Origin of the sequence: Enterobacter sp. V89_11 (genome assembly GCF_029967775.1) — a bacterium.
In the GTDB taxonomy this organism is placed as follows: Bacteria; Pseudomonadota; Gammaproteobacteria; order Enterobacterales; family Enterobacteriaceae; genus Enterobacter; species Enterobacter ludwigii.
Map to the genome: position 1 here is coordinate 164,244 of NZ_JASCAN010000002.1, position 21,308 is coordinate 185,551.

Consider the following 21,308-nt stretch of genomic DNA (forward strand, 5'->3'; position numbering starts at 1 on the left):
AATTAATAAATTGCCGGTGGGGCTTATGCCAAATACTTGCTTTATTGCGGTGGGATTCTGGCAATGACCTTAATTTCAAAATCAAAGCCCGCAAGCCAGTTTACCCCCACGGCCGTCCAGTTTGGATAAGGGGGGCGGGGGAACGCTAATTTTTTGGCTTCCATGATGGTTGAAAACTGATTTTCTGGATCGGTATGAAACGTCGTCACGTCGATCACATCATCAAACGTACATCCCGCGGCAGAAAGCGTAGCCTGGAGATTATCAAAAGCCAGTTGTACCTGAGCGCCGAAATCCGTTTCAGGTGTGCCATCGCTGCGGCTTCCAACCTGGCCTGAGACAAATAACAGATCGCCAGAGCGAATGGCAGCAGAATAGCCATGTTCTTCATAGAGGGCATGACGATTAGCGGGAAATACAGGTTCACGTGGGTGCATGGCATTTCCTTTTCGATTGGGGGTATTGTTGAGATCACGCGGTCGTATTAACATACGCGGCGTATGTCAAAATCTAAACCACATACGCCACGTATGTCAAACGGAAAAACACAACGTAACCAAGGACGTCTTATGGCTGCAAAAAGCCGTGCCGAAACGGCCCAGGAAAATCGCGAAAAAATGATTCAGGCAGGGCGCAAAGCTTTTGCCGAGAAAGGCTATGCCGCAGCCTCCATGGATGAACTGACCGCAAGCGTGGGGTTAACACGTGGAGCGCTATACCATAATTTCACTGACAAGAAAGGCTTGCTGGCTGCGGTGGTCGCCCAGATAGACAGCGAAATGGCACGAAAGGCGAAGGCAATTGCCGCCAGCGCCGAGAATGACTGGGAGCGACTACTGGCCGAAGGCGTCGCTTACATCAAAATGGCGCTCGATCCGGAAGTGCAGCGTATTGTACTGCGTGATGGTCCGGCTGTTCTGGGGGACCCGGCCCACTGGCCCAGCCAGAATAGCTGCCTGGAATCTACCCGTCAGACCATAGAAAAAATGATTGAACGCAAGGTCCTGAAAGACATGGATGCAAACGTCGCTGCGCAGCTGTTAAATGGCGCTGCGCTCAATGCTGCACTGTTGATAGCCGCCAGTGACGATCCGCAGAAGACGTTGCCACATGCGATTGAGGTGTTTGTCCTGCTTGCAAGCGGGTTACGCCATCAGTGAAAGGAAAGGGTTAACGCGCGCGAGCTGCTATTTAACCCTTAAAGGAACGGGTGTGCCGGGGGCATTTTTGTCGGATAAGGGGCGTTAAAACGCCGCGAGGATTTCGCGTGTGGTGAGCGTTGTTAATCCGCCCCTTGCACCAACGCGCTAGCGGTCTTTTCTCCACGCGTCCGCGGTTAATGCTTCACCGAAATGGCCGGCGATCAATCGCTTAGTCAGTTCATGAAGCGGAGAGGCCATAACATCTGCGGTACTGCCACGTTCAACGACCTCACCCTGATGCATGACCATCACCTGGTCGCTGATGTGTTTCATCATCCCCAGATGTTGGGTCACGTAGATATACGAGATACCCTGTTTTTCCTGTAATTCGAGCATCAGGTTAATTAACTGCGACCGCATCGACATATCCAGCGAGGCGAGCGCTTCGTCGGCGATGATCACTTTCGGGCGCAATATCAGCGCACGCGCGAGCCCAAGACGCTGTTTCTGGCCGGGGGCGAGCATGTGCGGGTAATAGCTCTCGTGATCGGGCAGCAGCCCAACCATCCGCAGGGTTTCAAAAACGCGTTTGCGTCGCGCTTCTGGCTCGAGATCGGTATTCAGACGCAGCGGAAAATCGAGGATTTGCGAAATACGCTGACGCGGGTTGAGCGATGTCGACGGATCCTGGAAGATCATGCGGATACGCTGGCTGCGGAAAGAGTAATCGCCGAATTCCAGCGGATGGTCATCTATCAGCACTTCGCCGCCGGAGGGTTCGACCATGCCTGCCAGCATCTTCGCCAGCGTGGATTTACCGGAACCGTTCTCACCGATGATCGCCAGCGTCTGTTTTTCGCGCAGGGTAAAGCTTAGCGGCTTCACGGCTTCAACGGTCTGACGATGGAACAGTCCGGTACGGTAGCGAAAGGTCTTACTCAGGTTACGGACTTCCAGTAAGGTTTCGACCATTTCACTCTCTCTCCATGTTCAGCGGGAAATGACAGGCATATAGATGATTTTTGGCCCCTGTCAGGCGTGGCGTCTCAATACATTTACGCTGCGCATACGGGCATCGCGGCCCCAGACGACAGCCAATCGGCAAGGACTCCAGCAGCGGGATAGCCCCGGGCAGGGTGTTCAGGCGACTCTTGTGTGGCATGGCGCTGCCAAAATCTGGAATGGCGCGGATCAGCGCCTGCGTATACGGATGATGCGGCGCGGTGATGAGGTCTTCACTCGGGGCGGTTTCGACCGTCTGCCCGCAGTACATCACATCAATCTTATCAGCCCATTTGCTGAGCATTTGCAGGTCGTGACTGATTAACAAAATGGTGGTGTTGTTGTTCTGATTCAGACGCGTCAGCAGGCGGAAAATCTGCGCCTGCGTGGTCGGTTCCATCGCGTTGGTCGGTTCATCCGCAATCAGCAGACGCGGCTGATTGGCCAGCGCGATGGCAATCATCACTTTCTGACACTCACCGTCGGTCAGTTCGTACGGAAAACTGCGCATGGCATCTTTATGATCTTTGATCCCGACGCGGTGCAACAGCTCAATAGCACGACGCTTACGCCAGCCAAACCGCTGCCACCAGCGGCCTTTATAGGTCCACCCGGGAATGTTCTGCATCAGCTGTTTGCCCACGCGCTCGGACGGGTCAAGACAGGATTGCGGCTCCTGGAAAATCATCGATACGTTATGGCCGACCAGCTTGCGACGCTCGCGGGGAGAGAGGCGTTGTAGGTCGATATCATCAAAACGCATACGGTCAGCGGTGACGCGCCAGTTATCCTTCGCCACACCACAGATGGCTTTGGCGATCAGGCTTTTCCCTGAACCGGATTCACCCACCAGCCCGCGAATTTCACCCTCAGCAAGGGTGATACTGATGCGATCGACGGCTTTCACCCAGCCTTCACCGGTTTTGAACTCGATGGTCAGGTTGCGAATATCAAGAAGCGGCATTATTGCACCCCCGCATTAATTGCACGGCGAATACCATCGCCCAGCAGGTTGACAAGCAGCACACTCACCATAATGGCTGCGCCCGGTAACATGACTGTCCACGGCGCAACGTAGATAAGCTCAAGCGCGTCACCGAGCATCGCGCCCCATTCAGGCGACGGCAGCTGCGCGCCGAGATCGAGAAAACCAAGCGCCGCGATGTCCAGAATCGCCATCGACAGGGCGCGGGTGATCTCCGTGACCAGCCCGGCAGCGATGTTCGGCAGTACGGCAAACCAAAGGATGTTTAAGGTTGTTGCACCGTCCAGGCGAGCTGCGACGACATACTCTTTTTCCAGTTCGTCATGTACCATGCTGTATACCGAACGCACGATGCGAGGGAGGATCGCCAGCCAGACCGCGAACATGGCATGCGACAGGTGTGGCCCGACAAACGCCACCACAATGATGGCCAGCAGCAGGGACGGAATAGAGAGCAGGGTGTCGAGAATGTGGTTCAGTGCCGCCGAGCGCAGGCCATGCGTCGACCCGGCAAAGATGCCGAGCGCCAGACCGCAGATGGTGGCAGCAAACGTCACCACAAATGCACCGCCGACCGTCGGCGCCGCGCCGCTCAACAGGCGGCTCAATACGTCACGCCCGAGGTCGTCCGTACCGAGGAAGAAAGAGACCTCACCGTAGCGCGACCAGGATGGGGGCAGCAGCTGATAGCCAAGGAACTGCTGATCAATACCATAGGGCGCAAACCAGGAGCCAAAAACGCAGAGCAACACCAGCCCGGCGAAGCCATAAAGGCCAATCATTGCCGTGGTGTCACCATAGAATTTACGCCACACGGTACGCAGCGCACCGGGCGTGCGCTTTTCACTGTATACGTTATCGTAGGGCATACCATTCCTTATGCTTCAACGGGTTGGCCATAGCACCCAAAATATCGGAAATTACGTTAACAATAATCACCAGAGAGCCAATCACCATGACGCCCGCCGAAATGGCGGCGTAGTCCTGCTGGCGGATAGCGTTAATCAACCATCGTCCCAGCCCCGGCCAGCTGAAGACCATTTCGGTAATCATCGCCAGAGTGAGCATGGTGGAAAACTGGAGCCCCAGTCGCGGGATAACAGGCGGCAGGGCGTTATGCAGCACATTACGGCGCAAGATAGTCAGGCGCGATAAGCCGCGCGTGGCGGCCGCTTTGACATAGTTCTGATCAAACACCTCGATGGTACTCAGGCGCATCAGGCGGATCACTTCGGTTGTCGGTGCCACCGCCAGCGTCAGTACCGGCAAGACCATATGGCGTACGGCGCTGACGATCATCTCATGTCGCCAGGCTGAATCAGACAGCCAGGCGTCAACGATAGCAAACCCGGTCACCGTTTTTACCGTATACAACAGGTCAAAACGGCCAGAAACCGGCAGCCAGCCCAGGTTGAGGGAAAAGAAAAGCGTCAGCAGCAGCGCCAGCCAGAAGATCGGGATCGAGAAGCCGAGCAGGGCGAGGGCGCTGATAAATTTATCCTGCCATTTGTTGCGATAAATCCCTGCCAGCATCCCTACCGGAATACCAACCATTAAGGCAAAACCGAACGCCAGAATGCACAGCTCCATTGTCGCCGGGAAAACCTCTTTCAGCTGCTCAGAGATGAGCTGCCCGTTGATGCTTGAAACACCGAAATCCCAGTGCAGCAGACCGTTAAACCAGAAGAGCCACGCATCCCACAGCGACGACCCCTGGAGCGGGGCGTGCGGGGTGAAATAGCTCAGACTGAAACCAACAAAGGTCAGGAAAAAGAGCGTAACCAACAGCAGCAGAAGGCGGCGCAAGGTAAAAATGATCATGGTTTTTTCACCTCTTGTTCTTTTTCGCGAGACACGCCGGCGAAGGAGGCGTTGCCGAACGGACTCAACACCAGGCCTTTAATATCATAGCGATAGGCCTGCAGGCGCAGGGACGAGGCCAGCGGCAGCACGGGCAGCTCTTCGGCAAGGATCTTCTGCGCTTCATCATAGGCGTCTATGCGTGACGCCAGCTGTTGGGACGCCAGCGCTTTTTGCAGCACGCCGTCAAATTCGCGGTTGCACCAGTGGGCGTAGTTGGTCTGGGAGTTAATCGCCGCACAGCTCAGCAACGGACGGAAGAAGCTGTCCGGATCATTACTGTCGGTCGCCCAGCCAGTCAGGGTTAAATCATGGTTCATGTCCATCAGGCGCGCCTCCTGGAAACGACCCTCAACCGGCACGATGATCACTTTCACCCCCACCTGCGCCATATCTGCCTGCAACAGCTCGGCGGTCTTCAGCGGGCTTGGGTTCCAGGCCTGAGAGCTGGTCGGTACCCAGAGTTGCAGCGTCAGGTTTTCCACCCCCAGCGCTTTCAGCTGTTCACGCGCTTTTGCCGGGTTGTATTCCGTAATTTTAGCTTCACTGTCATAGGCCCACGAGGCTCGCGGCAAAATAGAGGCGGCGGTTTCTGCCGTACCGTAATAGATCGACTGCATCAGACGCTGGTTGTTGATGGCCAGCGCCAGCGCGTGGCGTACGGCAGGGTTGTTCAGCGGCGGCTTATCGGTATTAAACGCCAGATAGGCGATGTTCATGCCCGGGCGTAACGTCAGGCGCAAACGCGGATCGTCGCGCAAAATGGTGAGCTGGCTGGCAGCAGGCCACGCCAGCACGTCGCACTCCCCGGTCAGCAGTTTTGATAAACGCCCCGTCCCGCCAGAGCCAAGATCGACCACTACCTGTGGCATCAGCGGCGTGCCGCGCCAGAAATGCGCATGGCGCTGCAGGCGGATATATTGTCCGGAGCGATATTCGGCCAGCTGGAACGGACCGGTACCGACTGGCTGACGGTCGATTAACTCCTGACGATCGATTTTGCTCAGGTTCGCGGCGTACTCAGCAGACATAACGGACGCATAGTGGGTGGCCAGGTGCCAGAGGAAAGAGGCATCCGGGCGCTTCAGCGAAAACTCCACCGTGCGGTTATCCAGCTTGCGAACGCTTTTAACGGTATCGGCAAACTGCAGACTGTCGAAGTAGGGGAAGTTACTGCCGTTAACGTTATGCCACGGGTGATTACGGTTAAAGATACGCTGGAACGTAAAGACCACGTCATCCGCGTTCAGTTTGCGCGTTGGGGTAAACCATGGCGTGTGCTGAAATGCGACATCATCGCGCAGGTGGAAACGGTAGGTCGCGCCGTTATCCAGGACTTCCCAGCTTTCGGCAAGCTCTGGCACCAGACGGTAGGTGTAGGGATCCACATCAAGCAGACGGTCATAGAGTTGTGCGGCAAGGGTATCCACAATCAGGCCGCTGCCCGCTTTTTGCGGGTTAAATGTATCAACCTGACCGCTTACGCAATAGACGAAGCCGCTGTCGCGAATATCAGGTTGCGTAGCGGGTTCGGGCGCAGCAAACGCCAGGCTGCTGAACAGACCAAGTGCAAAGAAGGACGATAAAACCAGACGCATAATTTTTAAGGTTTTTAGGTTCGATCTGCAAAGTGTATCGCACTTACGCCTGCTTCGTAAAAATGTCTGCGGGTAAGTGCTGATATTGTCAGCGCATTTGATGCTTTTTGAGCAATGCCCTTAATTGATGGTAGGTCAGACCCAGGAGTTCAGCCGCCCGTTTCTGGTTATATTTCGCCACCTTCAGGCTCTGCTCAAGCAGCTGTTGTTCCTGTTCATGCTGGAACTGCCGCAAATCCAGGGGAAGTGCAGGGGAAGCCCCGGACATGGGCGGGGCGGAAGCTGGCTGCGGGCTACGCTGAAAAGGATCAAGAATAATGTTATCCAGCTCGGTCTCACTGCTGCCGTGGCGATAGACAGAACGCTCCACGACGTTTTTTAACTCACGGATATTTCCCGGCCAGTGGTAAGCGAGGAGTGTCTCCTTTGCATACTCGCTGAACCCCGGAAAAAGCGGCAGGCCGAGCTCGCGACACATCTGAATCGCAAACTGCTCTGCCAGCAGCATGATGTCGCTTCTTCGCTCGCGCAGCGGCGGGAGCTGAACGACGTCAAAGGCCAGCCGGTCGAGCAGGTCGGCACGGAATTTATCCTCTGCCACCATTTGCGGGAGGTTGGCATTGGTCGCGCACACCAGACGCACGTTGACCTGCAACGGCTGGCTACCGCCGACACGCTCCAGCTCGCCATATTCAATCACGCGCAGCAGCTTTTCCTGTACCAGCATGGGCGCGGTGGCCAGTTCATCAAGAAACAGCGTGCCGCCGTCGGCGCGTTCAAAACGACCCGGATGGCGTTTTTGGGCACCGGTAAAAGCACCGGCTTCATGACCGAAAAGCTCCGTGTCGAGCAGATTTTCATTCAACGCCGCGCAGTTAAGCGAAATGAAGGGGCCATCCCAGCGTCCGGATAAATAATGTAGACGGTTAGCAATCAGTTCCTTACCCGTGCCGCGCTCACCGATAATAAGCACTGGCTTGTTGAGCGGCGCGAGACGGGAGACCTGTTCGAGGACTTCCAGAAAACTGTTGGCTTCGCCGAGTAAATTGTCTTTGTATCCAGCCATGATGAAATTAACCACTCCTTAGTGATATTCACCAGGTGAGCATAGTGTGCCGATGCCTGGAAATCAACCACATCAAGTAAAATCAACAAGATAAAAACTTGGCACGGTATTTGTATTAGCTATGTAGCAGGGCATCGCCCGATAACAGAACTATGAGGATCACATTATGGGTATTTTTTCTCGTTTCGCCGACATCGTGAACGCCAATATCAACTCACTGCTTGAGAAAGCGGAAGATCCGCAGAAGCTGGTGCGCCTGATGATTCAGGAAATGGAAGATACGCTGGTTGAAGTGCGTTCTACCTCCGCCCGTGCGCTGGCTGAGAAAAAACAGTTAACGCGCCGCATTGAGCAGGCGACCGCTCAGCTTAACGAATGGCAGGAAAAAGCAGAACTTGCGCTGCGTAAAGATAAAGAAGACCTGGCCCGCGCCGCGCTGATTGAAAAACAGAAGCTGGCAGACATGGTCGCGACGCTCGAGCATGAAGTCACACTGGTCGATGATACCCTTTCGCGTATGAAGAAAGAGATTGGTGAGCTTGAGAATAAACTGAACGAAACGCGTGCGCGTCAGCAGGCGCTGGCATTGCGCCACCAGGCGGCAAGCTCATCCCGCGATGTACGTCGCCAGTTGGATAGCGGTAAGCTGGATGAAGCAATGGCACGTTTTGAGTCGTTTGAACGCCGTATCGACCATATGGAAGCGGAAGCGGAAAGTCACAGCATTGGTAAACAAAAGTCACTGGATCAGCAGTTCGCTGACCTGAAAGCGGACGATGAAATCAGCGAGCAACTTGCTGCGCTGAAAGCCAAAATGAAGCAAGACAACCAATAATAATTTGTGCGGCACCTGAGTGTGCCGCCACGCATCGTAAGACAAGGAGTACACATGAGCGCGCTTTTTCTGGCTATTCCCCTGACCATTTTCGTGCTGTTTGTTCTGCCGATTTGGTTATGGCTGCACTACAGCAACCGTTCTTCACGTGGTGAACTTTCCCAGAGTGAACAACAGCGTCTCGTACAGCTGACCGAACAGGCGAATAAAATGCGCGAACGCATTCAGGCGCTGGAAGATATCCTCGATGCAGAACATCCAAACTGGAGGGACCGTTAATGGCCGGACTGAATCTGAACAAAAAATTGTGGCGCATTCCGCAGCAGGGAATGGTACGCGGCGTCTGTGCGGGACTGGCCCATTATCTTGATGTCCCGGTAAAACTGGTTCGCGTGGTAACGGTGCTGTCGATCTTCTTCGGTCTGGCGTTTATCACCCTGGTGGCGTACATCGTGCTGTCGTTTGTACTCGACCCGATGCCGGAAGGTGAACTGGCCGCAGAAGGCGCACCGACCAGCAACGATCTTCTCAACGCGGTTGACGATCAACTCGCCGCTGGGGAGAAGCGGTTACGTGAGATGGAGCGCTATGTCACGTCTGACACCTTCACGCTGAGAAGCCGTTTTCGTCAGCTTTAAGAGAGAATATACATGAAGCAAAACTGGCAACAGGCCGGTCAGAAGGTAAAACCCGGCCTGAAAATCGCAGGTAAACTGGTCCTGCTGACGGCATTACGTTTCGGCCCGGCAGGTGTGGCGGGTTGGGCGATAAAATCTGTTGCCCGCAAGCCGGTAAGAATGTTGCTGGCTGTGGCGCTCGAACCTCTGCTGCAAAAAGTGGCAAAACGGCTTTCACGCCGCTACTTTCCCCAATAATTCCTGCGTACGTTAGCCTTTCTCGTTTTCGGGGCAGGCTAGCGATACTTCTTCGCTTTCCCTTTCTTTCTTTGCGGCAGCTCACAATACTGCGTTGAGCTGCTTTGCAATTGCGTTTTTCTGCGTCCCGGTCCGTTGACAGATATTTTTCATGGGAGTAGATTGCGTTCCGTGGGACCGCTACCATGGAAAATAAAATGCAGGCTAAAATTAAAGAAATCATTAATCTTGTTTACGGGGAATCATTTTCCGATACCCATTTTTCGGTGTTGCTGGAAAAGATTGATAACGCGATTTCTGTTATTACAGATAAGCGTAAGGTGGGGTGGGATGAAAAAGATGTTGTCCTGATTACGTATGCCGATCAGTTTTCGGCAGAAGGGGAGAAAGCCCTGCCGGTTTTCACACGGTTTTATAATAAGTGGCTCTCTCACTCCTTTTCACATGTTCATCTTTTACCTTTTTACCCGTGGTCTTCTGACGACGGTTTTTCTGTTATTGATTACCACGAAGTTGCACCAGAAACAGGAACGTGGCAGGACATCGCCGAATTAAAACAATCAGCCAGTTTGATGTTTGATTTCGTCTGCAATCACATGTCGGCGCAAAGTCAATGGTTCGCGAATTACCTTAAGCAAATGCCGGGGTATAACGATTTCTTCATTTCTGTTGACCCTGAAACGGATCTGTCGGCCGTCACGCGACCGCGTGCTTTGCCCCTCCTCACGCCGTTTACGCTTCACGATGGCAGCGTACGCCACCTGTGGACCACCTTCAGCAGCGACCAGGTCGATCTCAATTTTGCCTCTCCTCAGGTTCTGATTGCGATGGTAGACGTGCTGCTGCACTACCTGACTGAAGGGGCGCGCTACATTCGTTTGGATGCCGTTGGGTTTATGTGGAAGATACCCGGAACGAGCTGTATCCATCTGGAACAAACCCATCAGCTTATCCAGCTTTTCCGTGCCATTACCGAGGCTGTCGCGCCGGGTACGGTGATAATCACTGAGACCAATGTCCCGCATAAAGACAACGTTGCCTACTTTGGTGACGGCAACAATGAAGCGCAGATGGTGTATCAGTTCTCCTTGCCGCCGCTTGTGCTGCATGCGCTACACCGTCAGGATGTCCGGGCGCTGTGTCAGTGGGCGTCGTCGTTGACGCTTCCTTCCACGAAAACCACCTGGTTTAACTTTTTGGCCTCGCATGACGGGATTGGCCTCAATCCGTTACGCGGAATTTTACCCGAGTCTGAGATCCTCTCGCTGGTAGAGAAACTTCAGGCCGAGGGGGCGCTGGTCAACTGGAAAAACAATCCGGATGGAACGCGAAGCCCGTATGAAATCAATGTCACTTATCTTGATGCGTTAAGCACAAGGGACTGCGATGACAATCACCGTATTGCCCGGTTTATTCTGGCTCATGCTGTACTCCTGAGTTTCCCCGGCGTGCCTGCCGTCTATATTCAAAGTATTCTTGGCTCGCGTAATGATTATGAGGGCGTGGAGCGCCTGGGATATAATCGTGCGATTAACCGCAAAAAATATCTCGCCGGTGAAATCGACAGTGAGCTTGAGAACGAAAATAGCCTGCGGCAGAAAGTCTATTATAGATTGCGTGAATTAATCGCCCTAAGGCGTGCAGAAAAAGCATTCCATCCTGACAGTCAGGCTTGTTTTAGTACGGCAGGCGAGCATGTATTAAAAATAATGCGTATTGCGCAAAGTGGCGAAAAAGTTACCGCGTTATTTAATTTCAGCGATCGCGTTCAAACGCTTGAGTCGAATATTCCATCCGGCAGGGAATTGATCGCCGGGAAAGATATTACTGGTACGACTCTGACCCTTAATCCATGGCAGGTGTTGTGGGTTAAAGAAAACTAAAAAAGGACCTTAAACATGAATATGCCCAAAATTGTGCTGATATCAGCACTGGTTTCGTGCGCCTTGTTGTCAGGCTGTAAGGATGACAAACCCTCTGCTGTCACCATTGAGTTTATGCACTCCTCAGTTGAACAGGAGCGTCAGGCGGTAATTACAAAACTGATTGAAAAATTCGAGAAAGAGAACCCGACGATTACGGTGAAACAGGTACCGGTAGAAGAGGATGCCTACAACACCAAAGTGATTACGTTGGCCCGCACCGGTGCGCTGCCCGAGGTCATTGAGGTCAGCCATGACTACGCAAAAGTCATGGATAAAGAGCAGCTGCTGGACCGGGATGCGATCAACGCCGCCATCAAAGCGGTGGGCGAAAACACCTTCTATGACGGAATCTTACGTGTCGTTCGCACGGAAGACGGCTCAGCCTGGACGGGGGTGCCAATCAGCGCCTGGCTGTCCGGCGTCTGGTATCACAAAGATGTGCTTGCTGCGGCGGGTATTGAGGAACCGCATAACTGGGAACAGTTGCTGAAAGCCAGCCAACGCCTCAACGATCCGGCTAAAAAACGCTATGGCATTGCGCTACCCACGGCGGAAAGCGTGATGACCGAGCAGGCGTTTTCTCAGTTTGCGCTTTCCGGTGGCGCGAACGTTTTTGACGCCAACGGGAAAATCAACATTGATACCCCGGAAATGGTGAACGCGCTGGCGTTCTATAAAGCACTGGCCGCGACCACCATGCCGGGCTCGAACGATGTCATGGAGATTAAAGATGCCTTTATGAATGGTTCGGCGCCGATGGCGGTGTATTCCACCTATATCCTGCCGGCGGTCTATAAAGACGGCAACCCAGCCAACCTGGGCTTTGTCGTTCCGACTGAAACGTCTTCAGCGGTCTACGGCATGGTCACATCGCTGACGATCACCTCCGGTCAAACAGAAGATGAAACCCAGGCTGCACAGAAGTTTGTCACCTGGATGGAGCAGGCACAGAACGCGTCTGACTGGGTGATGATGTCCCCGGGGGCCGCGCTACCGGTGAACAAACTGGTTGTCGGCACGGACTCCTGGAAAGACAACGAGGTCATTAAAGCGTTTGGTCAACTTCCTTATGAGCTTATCGCCCAGTTCCCGAATGTGCAGGTATTTGGCGCCGTGGGCGACAAAAACTTTACCCGCATGGGTGATGTAACGGGGTCCGGCATCATCAGTTCCATGGTGCATAACGTCACAGTAGGTCAACAGGATCTCACTGCAACGTTAAGCAACAGCCAAAAGCGACTGACTGACCTGATTTCACAACGATAGGAGCGCTCTGCGGAAGGAAATTATGAAGACGTTGTTTTCTGGTCGTTCAGATATGCCTTTCGCCATGCTGCTGTTGGCCCCCAGCCTGATTTTGCTGGGGGGCCTGGTGGCCTGGCCGATGATTTCCAATATTGAAATCAGCTTTTTACGTTTGCCGCTTAACCCGCACATTAGCGCCGTGTTTGTCGGGCTGGATAACTATGTTCGTATCCTCAGCGATGGCGCATTCTGGCACTCCCTGTGGATGACGTTCTGGTACACCGCCCTGGTGGTGATGGGCAGCACGGCTCTGGGGCTGGCCGTTGCCCTCTTTTTTAACCGGGAATTTCGCCTGCGGAAAACGGCGCGTTCACTGGTGATTTTGTCCTACGTCACACCATCCATCTCGCTGGTGTTTGCATGGAAATACATGTTCAACAACGGCTACGGCATTGTGAACTATCTGGGTGTCGATCTGTTGCACCTGTATGACCAGGCGCCGCTGTGGTTCGACAACCCGGGCAGCAGTTTTGTACTGGTGGTGCTGTTCGCCATCTGGCGTTACTTCCCCTACGCGTTTATCTCGTTCCTCGCGATAATGCAGACCATTGATAAATCGCTGTACGAAGCCGCGGAAATGGATGGGGCAAATGCCTGGCAGCGTTTTCGTATCGTCACACTGCCCGCCATTATGCCGGTGCTGGCCACGGTGATTACACTGCGAACCATCTGGATGTTCTATATGTTCGCTGATGTTTATCTCCTGACCACCAAGGTCGATATTTTGGGCGTCTATCTCTACAAGACCGCATTTGCCTTCAATGACCTCGGGAAAGCCGCTGCCATCTCCGTGGTGCTGTTCGTGATCATCTTCGCCGTCATTCTGCTGACCAGAAAAAGGGTAAACCTCAATGGCAACAAATAAACGCGTACTGGGCCGTCTCGGTTTTTATCTGGGGCTGGCGGTGTTTCTGATCATCACGCTGTTCCCGTTCTTTGTGATGTTAATGACCTCGCTTAAGAGCGCGAAAGAGGCGATATCGCTCCATCCGACCATCCTGCCGCAGGCGTGGACGCTGCAGCATTACATCGACATCTTTAATCCGCTGATTTTCCCGTTTGTGGATTACTTCAGAAACAGCATGGTGGTCTCGCTGACCTCGTCGGTAATTGCCGTTTTTCTCGGCACGCTGGGGGCTTACGCGTTATCCAAACTGCGTTTTAAAGGACGCACGACAATCAATGCGAGTTTTTACACCGTCTATATGTTCTCGGGGATTTTGCTGGTGGTGCCGCTGTTCAAAATCATCACCGCGCTGGGGATCTATGACACGGAGCTGGCGCTGATTATCACCATGGTGACCCAGACGCTGCCGACAGCCGTCTTTATGCTGCGCAGCTATTTCGACACCATTCCGGATGAAATAGAAGAAGCCGCGATGATGGACGGGCTTAACCGCCTGCAAATTATCTTCCGCATTACCGTTCCGCTGGCGATTTCCGGCCTCGTGTCGGTGTTCGTCTACTGCTTCATGGTGGCATGGAACGACTACCTGTTTGCATCCATTTTCCTGTCCAGCGCCAGCAATTTCACCTTGCCGGTTGGGCTGAACACGCTCTTTAGCACGCCAGATTATATCTGGGGTCGGATGATGGCGGCATCGCTGGTGACAGCGCTTCCGGTGGTCATCATGTACGCACTGTCTGAACGTTTTATCAAAAGTGGTTTGACCGCCGGTGGCGTTAAGGGCTGAGGCGGCCAGTTTTAACTAGGAGTCAGTCATGAAAAAGTTAGTTGCGACAGCGCCTCGTGTAGCGGCGCTGGTGGAATATGAAGATCGTCCTGTTGCCGTCCATGAAGTGAAAATTCGTGCGCGCTTCGGTGCGCCAAAACACGGCACCGAAGTGGTAGATTTCCGGGCGGCAAGTCCCTTCATTGATGAGGAGTTTAACGCGGAGTGGCAGATGTTTACCCCGCGTGAAGAGGGCGCGGCACGGGGCATTGAGTTTGGTAAGTTCCAGCTGGGCAACATGATTGTTGGCGACATTATCGAATGCGGCGATGACGTGACGGAGTACCAGACGGGTGACCGTGTCTGTTGCTATGGGCCGCTGCAGGAGACGGTCATCGTGAATGCCGTTAATAACTACAAGCTGCGCAAAATGCCGCAAGGGTCTTCCTGGAAAAATGCCGTCTGTTACGACCCTGCGCAGTTCGCCATGAGCGGCGTGCGTGATGCTAACGTGCGGGTAGGGGATTTTGTCGTTGTGGTCGGACTGGGTGCCATTGGGCAGATTGCGATTCAGCTGGCGAAAAAAGCCGGTGCATCCATCGTGATCGGTGTCGATCCTATCGAACATCGCTGCGAAATTGCCCGCCGTCACGGGGCCGATTACTGCCTCAATCCGTTTGGCACCGATGTCGGTCTGGAGATTAAAAAACTGACCGGAAAGCAGGGCGCTGACGTGATTATCGAAACCAGCGGTTTTGCCGATGCATTGCAGTCTGCGCTGCGCGGGCTCGCCTACGGTGGAACGATCGCCTACGTGGCTTTCGCGAAACCGTTCGCAGAAGGGTTCAATCTGGGGCGTGAAGCCCACTTCAATAACGCGAAAATCGTTTTCTCGCGCGCCTGCAGCGAACCCAACCCGGATTACCCGCGCTGGAGCCGAAAGCGTATTGAAGAGACCTGCTGGGAACTGCTGATGAACGGTTATATGAACTGCGAAGATCTGATTGACCCGGTTGTCACCTTTACCACCAGCGCTGAGAGCTACATGAAGTATGTCGATCAGCATCCGGAACTGAGCATCAAGATGGGCGTCACTTTTTAAGCTAAGGAGAGCATCAATGAAAATCGCAACGCAAAACCAGGCCTTTTTCCCGACTTCTATTCTGGAGAAATTCCAGTACATCAAAGCGATGGGTTTTGATGGCTATGAAATTGACGGCAAACTGCTGGTGGACAATCTCGATGAAGTGAAAGCCGCAATCACCGCCACGGGCCTGCCGGTGACCACCGCCTGCGGGGGATATGACGGCTGGATTGGTGACTTCATTGAAGAACGTCGTCTGAACGGATTAAAACAGATCGAACGCATCCTGGAAGCGCTGGCTGAAGTGGGTGGAAAAGGGATTATTGTGCCCGCCGCCTGGGGAATGTTTACCTTCCGTTTGCCGCCGATGACCTCTCCACGTAGCCTGGCAGGTGACTGCGAAGCGGTGAGTGCTTCGCTGCGTTATCTGGATGAGGTGGCGGCGCGTACCGGGACCACCGTTTACCTTGAGCCGCTCAACCGCTACCAGGATCACATGATCAACACGCTCTCGGATGCGCGTCGCTATATCGAAGAGAACGCGCTCAGGCATGTGCAGATCATCGGCGACTTTTACCACATGAATATCGAAGAAGATTCGCTAACAGAGGCGCTGCATCGCAACCGGGATCTGCTGGGTCATGTGCATATCGCCGATAACCATCGCTATCAGCCTGGCAGCGGGACGCTGGATTTTGCCACGTTGTTCGGGCAGCTTCGTGCGGACAACTATCAAGGCTACGTGGTGTATGAGTGCCGTGTCCGCGCCGTCGATCCGGCCCAGGCTTACCAGGATTCACTCACGTATCTGCGTGAATGCTAAGGATGACGAGCGTGATGAGTGCTTCAACACCTTCGCTTCTGCGCGTCGCCATTATTGGCGCCGGGCAGGTCGCGGACAAAGTGCATGCCTCGTATTACGCCACTCGCAGTGATGTTCAAATGGTCGCTGTCATGGACAGCGGCCTTGAACAGGCACAGGCGTTTGCGGAACGTCATGCAATTCCTTCGGTCTGGCAGAATGCATCTGAAATGCTGCAGGCGGTAAAACCTGATGTGGTCAGCGTCTGCTCCCCAAACCGGTTCCATTTTGAACATGTCATGGCGGCACTGGAGGCCGGATGTCATGTGATGTGCGAAAAACCGCCTGCCATGACGCCGCAACAGGCTGACCAGATGCGCATGGCGGCCCGTAAAGCGGGAAAAGTACTGGCGTATGATTTTCACCATCGGTATGCGCTCGACACGCAGCTGCTTCGTGACGCTGTCACAAATGGGGCGTTAGGTGAGATCTACTTTACGTCGGCGCAGGCGCTGCGTCGTTGCGGCGTGCCGGGCTGGGGCGTCTTTACGAACAAATCGCTACAGGGTGGCGGACCGCTGATCGATATCGGTATTCATATGCTGGATGCCGCGATGTATGTGCTGGGTTTCCCGGCGGTAAAAAGGGTGACCGCCCACAGCTTCCAGAAGCTGGGGAACCGTAAAAACAGTGGACAGTTTGGCGAGTGGGATCCCGCCCGGTTTACCGTTGAAGATGCTTTGTTTGGCACAATTGAATTCTGCAATGGCGGCGTTCTGCGCCTGGATACGTCGTTTGCGTTGAATATCCGCGAGCAGTCGATCATGAATGTTTCATTCTGTGGGGAAAAGGCGGGGGCCACGCTCTTCCCGGCACACATTTACCACGATGAGGCGGGCGTTTTACAGACCCTCATGCAGCGTGATGAGGCAGACGACCAGCGTCACCTGCGCAGCATGGAGGCGTTTGTACGCCATGTGCTGGGAGAGCCGGTTATGATCGCAGATGCGGAACAGGGGCTGGTTATCCAGCAACTTGTTGCCGCGCTTTATGAATCGGCGGATACAGGGGAAAGCGTGACGTTATGCTGAATGTGTCTGTTTTAACCGAACCGGGCTTCTCTCCCCACAGTCTGAATAAATACGCCTCCATCATGGCTTGCGGCAATGGCTACATGGGCATTCGCGCGGCACACGAAGAGGATTACACCCAGCAAACCAGGGGCATGTATCTCGCCGGGCTTTATCATCGCGCAGGTCGCAATGAGACCACGGAGTTAATCAACCTGCCGGATATTACCGGTATTGAGGTTGAACTGGATGGTGTGAATTTTACCCTGCTTTCCGGGGCGCTTCTTGAGTGGCAGCGCGAGCTGGCGTTTGCCAATGGTGAACTGCGTCGCAGCGTGCTCTGGCGCTCGCCCGACGGGAAACGCTATCGCCTGGAGAGCCGTCGTTTCGTTTCTCTCGCTCAGCTGCCGTTAGTGGCAATGCAACTCGCCATCACTCCCCTTGATGGACCCTCGCAGGTGGTGTTAAAAACCGGAATCGATGCGACGCAAACCAACACCGGCAGGCAGCATCTGGATGAGATTTCAGTCCGGGTATTCGACCAGAACTGTATGCAGGGCGTGTATGAAACGCAGGACCGGGTTTCTGATGTCGTTATATCCGCGTTCTGCCGGCTTTCAGCGGGTAGCGAAAGCTGCTTTACCGCTAAAAATCGTCGCATCAGTGCGCATTACGCCCTGAACGTTTCGCAGGGTGACACTGTCACGCTTGAAAAGATCGTCTGGGTCGCCCACCGCAGTGACAAAGCCCTTTCGCAGGCGTCGTTTGCGCGTAACGCACTGGCCGAACTCAAGGTGTGCGCAGCGCGAGGCTACGCATCGTTGCTGGAGAGCTCTGCCTGCGCCTGGGAAGACGTCTGGCGAGATGCGCGGGTAGCGGTAACGTCTGCGGAAACGCAGGATCAGCTCGCGCTGGATTATACCGTCTGGCATCTGACCGCTATGACGCCTGCCGACAATGAGCGCTGCAGTATCGCCGCGAAAGGATTGACCGGCGAAGGGTATAAAGGCCACGTGTTCTGGGATACCGAAATTTTCCTGCTGCCTTTCCATCTCTTTACGCGTCCGCAGGTCGCCCGCAGTCTGCTGCGTTATCGCTGGCTCAACCTGGCCGGGGCTCGTGAAAAAGCGCGTCGCAACGGCTGGCCTGGCGCACTTTTCCCCTGGGAGAGTGCCGCGAGCGGTCAGGAGGAAACGCCGGAATATGCGGCAATCAACATCCGCACGGGCACGCGCCAGAAAGTGGCCTCTGCGCTGGCAGAACATCACATTGTGGCGGACATTGCCTGGGCTGTCGTGGCCTACTGGCAGGCGACACATGATGACGCTTTTATGCGTAACGAAGGGCTGACGCTACTGATAGAGACGGCAACGTTCTGGATGGGGCGGGCGACGGAAGTCAATGGTCGCCTGGAAATCCACGATGTGATCGGGCCGGATGAGTACACGGAGCACGTCAATAACAATGCCTACACCAACTATCTGGCCTGGCACAATGTCGCCTGTGCGCGCCAGTTTATGGCGATGTTCAATCGTGAAGATGCCGGCTTCATGGAGAATGCCAGCCGGTTTATGTCCCGTTTGTGGTTACCGCAAGCCAACGCAGAAGGGGTCCTTCCTCAGGATGACACCTTCATGGCGAAACCGGCTATCGATCTGAGCCGCTATAAGGCGAAAGCGGGTAAACAGACCATTCTGCTCGATTACTCCCGCGCGGAAGTGAACGAGATGCAGATCCTTAAACAGGCCGATGTAGTGATGCTCAACTACCTGCTGCCGGAACGGTTTACCCCGCAGCAGTGTGCTGCCAACCTGGCGTACTACGAGCCGCGTACCATACACGACTCTTCGCTGAGCAAAGCGATCCATGGAATTGTTGCTGCCCGGTGTGGCGATACGGAAAGGGCCTACGCCTTCTGGCGCGAGGGTGTCGCCATCGATCTGGGCGACGATCCGCACAGCTGCGATGACGGGATTCATGCTGCCGCCACCGGGGCTATCTGGTCCGGCGTTATTCAGGGATTTGCTGGCATGCAGATCGTCCAGGGGGAATTGCATCTTGCCCCGAAGCTGCCTGCCCACTGGCGAAAACTGGCTTTCCCGCTGCGATGGAGAAACGCGCGCATGCACTTCACGTTTGAAAATGATGTTTTAACGATTGAAACCACTGCACCGGTGACCTTAACGCTGTGGGGTAAAACCCTGTACATAACGGATCGGCAGGTCTGTTCTTTCAGGGATTTTTTTACATCTACTTATGGGACCGCTACCACAGGAGAAAGTCATGAAGCCTGAGGCCGTTGTCTTCGATCTTGATGGTGTGATCACCGATACCGCACATCTGCATTTTCTGGCCTGGCGTGCCGTGGCGCAGGAAATTGGCATCTCGCTCGACGTGGCGTTCAACGACAAGCTGAAAGGGATAAGCCGTATGGAATCGCTGCAGCGGATCCTGCGCCATGGCGGAAAAGAGGGGGAGTTTAACGACCAGCAGCGGCAGGCGCTCGCGGATAAAAAGAACGCGCGCTACGTTGGGTCTCTGGCGTCGTTGACGCAGGATTCTCTGCTTCCGGGCATCCGCGAGGTGCTGGCGGAAATTCGTGCGGCGAACGTCAAAATCGGGCTGGCTTCTGTGTCCCTTAACGCCCCCGGTATTTTGCAGGCGCTGGGCATTGAGAGGGCTTTTGATTTCTGCGCCGATGCCTCGCGCATTGCCCGCTCAAAACCGGACCCGGAGATCTTTCTTGCGGCCTGCGCCGGGCTGAACGTGCGCCCCGAGCAGGCTATTGGAATCGAAGATGCTGCAGCCGGCGTTGAGGCAATCAACGCGGCGGGAATGCTCTCGGTCGGGATTGGGCCTGGCCTGAACCATGCGGGATTACAACTTCATTCAACGCAGGAACTGACCTGGAAATGCCTGACGGATTTCTGGGCATGCCGAACGGTAATGATAAGGAATTAAAAATGGCTCAACTGTCTCTGAAACATATTCAGAAAATCTACGATAACCAGGTCCATGTGGTTAAGGATTTTAACCTCGAAATTGAGGACAAGGAGTTTATCGTCTTTGTGGGTCCCTCGGGGTGCGGTAAATCGACGACGCTTCGCATGATTGCCGGGCTGGAGGAGATCTCAGCCGGTGAGCTGGTGATTGACGGTGTCTGCATGAACGATGTGCCCGCCAAGTCCCGCGACATTGCGATGGTTTTCCAGAACTATGCGCTTTATCCGCATATGACGGTTTACGACAACATGGCGTTTGGCCTGAAGATGCAAAAAATTGCCCCCTCGGTCATTGAAGAGCGCGTGAACTGGGCGGCACAAATCCTGGGGTTGCGTGATTACCTCACGCGTAAACCTGGCGCATTGTCGGGTGGCCAACGTCAGCGCGTGGCGTTAGGACGGGCGATTGTGCGCGAAGCCGGCGTCTTTCTGATGGATGAACCGCTTTCTAACCTCGACGCCAAGCTGCGTGTGCAAATGCGCGCTGAAATCAGCAAGCTGCACCAGAAGCTCAACACCACAATGATTTACGTGACTCACGATCAGACGGAAGCGATGACGATGGCGACCCGCATTGTGATCCTCAAGGATGGCGTTATTCAGCAGGTGGGGGCACCTAAGCAGGTCTACAACGAACCGGCGAATATGTTTGTGGCGGGCTTCATCGGATCACCGGCAATGAATTTTATTCGGGGCGCGATAGACGATCGCTATTTCGTGACGGAAACGCTGCGTCTGGAGATACCTGAAGACACGCTGGCGGCGGTGAATGCCGCCGGATATCAGCGTAAAGCCGTGGTCTTTGGGATCCGGCCGGAAGATATTCTGACGCTGCAAAACCGTGGGGATGATATTGCGGCAAAAGTCAGCGTGGCCGAACTGACCGGGGCTGAGTTCATGCTCTATGCCACCGTGGGCGGGCATGAGCTGGTCGTTCGTGCAGGAGCGGTAAATGATTATGCGGCGGGGGATAATATCGGCATCCAGTTCGATATGAATAAATGTCATTTCTTCGACGCTGATACTGAAGTGGCTATTAGATAAGAAAGGCGTTCGCCGGAAATGCAAATTTCCGGTTTTTTTG

22 protein-coding genes are annotated in these 21,308 nt (G+C 54.4%); 15 read left to right on the forward strand and 7 right to left on the reverse strand.

Annotated features, from left to right (window positions below):
* Positions 1-41: 41 nt before the first annotated feature.
* Entirely contained in the window at positions 42-437 is a 396-nt protein-coding gene (locus QLG09_RS02400; protein WP_020882451.1) for a RidA family protein, read from the reverse strand.
* Between the two features lie 132 nt (positions 438-569).
* On the opposite strand from QLG09_RS02400, the gene QLG09_RS02405 reads away from it, so the two are divergent.
* The gene (locus tag QLG09_RS02405) at positions 570-1,160 is read left to right on the forward strand and encodes a TetR/AcrR family transcriptional regulator (protein WP_047955693.1); all 591 of its coding nucleotides are present in this window, start codon (positions 570-572) and stop codon (positions 1,158-1,160) included.
* A 147-nt stretch (positions 1,161-1,307) separates the two neighbouring features.
* Here the strand turns inward: QLG09_RS02405 and sapF are convergent, their stop codons facing one another.
* The 6 genes from sapF to pspF form a co-directional block, all read right to left on the reverse strand.
* On the reverse strand, positions 1,308-2,114 hold the full coding sequence (gene sapF, locus QLG09_RS02410; RefSeq protein WP_014170351.1) for a putrescine export ABC transporter ATP-binding protein SapF: 807 nt from the start codon (positions 2,112-2,114) through the stop codon (positions 1,308-1,310).
* Between the two features lies 1 nt (position 2,115).
* Positions 2,116-3,108 (reverse strand): putrescine export ABC transporter ATP-binding protein SapD, encoded by a 993-nt coding sequence (sapD, locus tag QLG09_RS02415; protein ID WP_014170350.1) that lies wholly within the window; start codon positions 3,106-3,108, stop codon positions 2,116-2,118.
* Positions 3,108-3,998, reverse strand: a complete 891-nt coding sequence (gene sapC / locus QLG09_RS02420) for a putrescine export ABC transporter permease SapC (RefSeq protein ID WP_014170349.1) — start codon at positions 3,996-3,998, stop codon at positions 3,108-3,110. The genes sapD and sapC overlap by 1 nt, the downstream gene beginning before the upstream one ends.
* The gene (sapB, locus tag QLG09_RS02425) at positions 3,985-4,950 is read right to left on the reverse strand and encodes a putrescine export ABC transporter permease SapB (protein ID WP_014170348.1); all 966 of its coding nucleotides are present in this window, start codon (positions 4,948-4,950) and stop codon (positions 3,985-3,987) included. The genes sapC and sapB overlap by 14 nt, the downstream gene beginning before the upstream one ends.
* Entirely contained in the window at positions 4,947-6,587 is a 1,641-nt protein-coding gene (gene sapA / locus QLG09_RS02430) for an ABC transporter substrate-binding protein SapA (RefSeq protein WP_244047217.1), read from the reverse strand. The genes sapB and sapA overlap by 4 nt, the downstream gene beginning before the upstream one ends.
* Positions 6,588-6,675: 88 nt before the next feature.
* Positions 6,676-7,653, reverse strand: coding sequence for a phage shock protein operon transcriptional activator (gene pspF / locus QLG09_RS02435; protein ID WP_049022538.1), 978 nt, complete (start codon positions 7,651-7,653; stop codon positions 6,676-6,678).
* A 166-nt stretch (positions 7,654-7,819) separates the two neighbouring features.
* On the opposite strand from pspF, the gene pspA reads away from it, so the two are divergent.
* The 14 genes from pspA to QLG09_RS02505 all read left to right on the forward strand — a co-directional run bounded on the left by pspA (position 7,820) and on the right by QLG09_RS02505 (position 21,268).
* The gene (gene pspA / locus QLG09_RS02440; RefSeq protein WP_014170345.1) at positions 7,820-8,488 is read left to right on the forward strand and encodes a phage shock protein PspA; all 669 of its coding nucleotides are present in this window, start codon (positions 7,820-7,822) and stop codon (positions 8,486-8,488) included.
* 54 nt (positions 8,489-8,542) lie between these two features.
* Positions 8,543-8,767, forward strand: a complete 225-nt coding sequence (gene pspB, locus QLG09_RS02445; protein ID WP_025204011.1) for an envelope stress response membrane protein PspB — start codon at positions 8,543-8,545, stop codon at positions 8,765-8,767.
* Positions 8,767-9,126 (forward strand): envelope stress response membrane protein PspC, encoded by a 360-nt coding sequence (pspC, locus tag QLG09_RS02450; protein WP_014170343.1) that lies wholly within the window; start codon positions 8,767-8,769, stop codon positions 9,124-9,126. The genes pspB and pspC overlap by 1 nt, the downstream gene beginning before the upstream one ends.
* A 12-nt stretch (positions 9,127-9,138) precedes the next feature.
* Positions 9,139-9,363: a phage shock protein PspD gene (gene pspD / locus QLG09_RS02455; protein WP_014170342.1), complete on the forward strand. Its 225-nt coding sequence runs from the start codon at positions 9,139-9,141 to the stop codon at positions 9,361-9,363.
* A 185-nt stretch (positions 9,364-9,548) separates the two neighbouring features.
* Entirely contained in the window at positions 9,549-11,246 is a 1,698-nt protein-coding gene (locus tag QLG09_RS02460) for a sugar phosphorylase (RefSeq protein ID WP_279594358.1), read from the forward strand.
* Between the two features lie 15 nt (positions 11,247-11,261).
* Positions 11,262-12,554, forward strand: coding sequence for an ABC transporter substrate-binding protein (locus tag QLG09_RS02465; protein ID WP_020882458.1), 1,293 nt, complete (start codon positions 11,262-11,264; stop codon positions 12,552-12,554).
* Positions 12,555-12,576: 22 nt separating this feature from the next.
* Complete coding sequence (locus QLG09_RS02470) at positions 12,577-13,458, forward strand: sugar ABC transporter permease (RefSeq protein WP_282488717.1); 882 nt, start codon at positions 12,577-12,579, stop codon at positions 13,456-13,458.
* Positions 13,445-14,287 carry a carbohydrate ABC transporter permease gene (locus QLG09_RS02475; protein WP_025204015.1) on the forward strand — a complete coding sequence of 281 codons (843 nt, stop codon included), beginning with the start codon at positions 13,445-13,447 and terminating at the stop codon, positions 14,285-14,287. The genes QLG09_RS02470 and QLG09_RS02475 overlap by 14 nt, the downstream gene beginning before the upstream one ends.
* A 28-nt stretch (positions 14,288-14,315) precedes the next feature.
* Complete coding sequence (locus QLG09_RS02480; protein WP_282488718.1) at positions 14,316-15,368, forward strand: zinc-binding alcohol dehydrogenase; 1,053 nt, start codon at positions 14,316-14,318, stop codon at positions 15,366-15,368.
* 16 nt (positions 15,369-15,384) lie between these two features.
* Positions 15,385-16,173 carry a sugar phosphate isomerase/epimerase gene (locus QLG09_RS02485; protein ID WP_049021884.1) on the forward strand — a complete coding sequence of 263 codons (789 nt, stop codon included), beginning with the start codon at positions 15,385-15,387 and terminating at the stop codon, positions 16,171-16,173.
* An 11-nt stretch (positions 16,174-16,184) separates the two neighbouring features.
* Positions 16,185-17,243: a Gfo/Idh/MocA family oxidoreductase gene (locus QLG09_RS02490; protein ID WP_152691328.1), complete on the forward strand. Its 1,059-nt coding sequence runs from the start codon at positions 16,185-16,187 to the stop codon at positions 17,241-17,243.
* Positions 17,237-19,516 carry a glycoside hydrolase family 65 protein gene (locus QLG09_RS02495; RefSeq protein ID WP_049021885.1) on the forward strand — a complete coding sequence of 760 codons (2,280 nt, stop codon included), beginning with the start codon at positions 17,237-17,239 and terminating at the stop codon, positions 19,514-19,516. The genes QLG09_RS02490 and QLG09_RS02495 overlap by 7 nt, the downstream gene beginning before the upstream one ends.
* Complete coding sequence (gene pgmB, locus QLG09_RS02500; protein WP_049021888.1) at positions 19,506-20,183, forward strand: beta-phosphoglucomutase; 678 nt, start codon at positions 19,506-19,508, stop codon at positions 20,181-20,183. The genes QLG09_RS02495 and pgmB overlap by 11 nt, the downstream gene beginning before the upstream one ends.
* 2 nt (positions 20,184-20,185) lie before the next feature.
* Positions 20,186-21,268, forward strand: coding sequence for an ABC transporter ATP-binding protein (locus QLG09_RS02505; RefSeq protein WP_049021889.1), 1,083 nt, complete (start codon positions 20,186-20,188; stop codon positions 21,266-21,268).
* The last annotated feature ends 40 nt before the right edge of the window (positions 21,269-21,308 follow it).